This window comes from Alkalihalophilus lindianensis, from assembly GCF_032843265.1.
GTDB lineage: Bacteria > Bacillota > Bacilli > Bacillales > Bacillaceae_D > Alkalihalophilus > Alkalihalophilus lindianensis.
On sequence record NZ_JAWJBA010000377.1, the window covers coordinates 1 to 269 of the forward strand.

The window sequence follows — 269 nt, forward strand, 5'->3', positions numbered from 1 at the left end:
TAGCTGCTTCTTAAATTCGGTAATTTTTTTAAGTAAATAGGAGATATCTTCTTCTCTATATGCAGCCAAATAATGTCTCGCTATATCCAGGGATGCCATAATGGGATAGGACGGGCTGCTTGATTGGAATATTTCCAGGTTGTTTTTCACCTTATGATTGGATAAAAGCTCGCTATTAAAATGTAAAAACGACCCCATCGTCATCGCCGGAAGTGTCTTATGGGCCGATTGTACGACGATATCAGCACCCAAACTCACTGCCGATTTCG

1 pseudogene is annotated in these 269 nt (G+C 40.9%); it reads right to left on the minus strand.

From position 1 onward, the window contains the following. Positions 1-269 (minus strand): annotated as a pseudogene (locus RYX56_RS22650) (aminotransferase class I/II-fold pyridoxal phosphate-dependent enzyme); the annotation flags it as partial.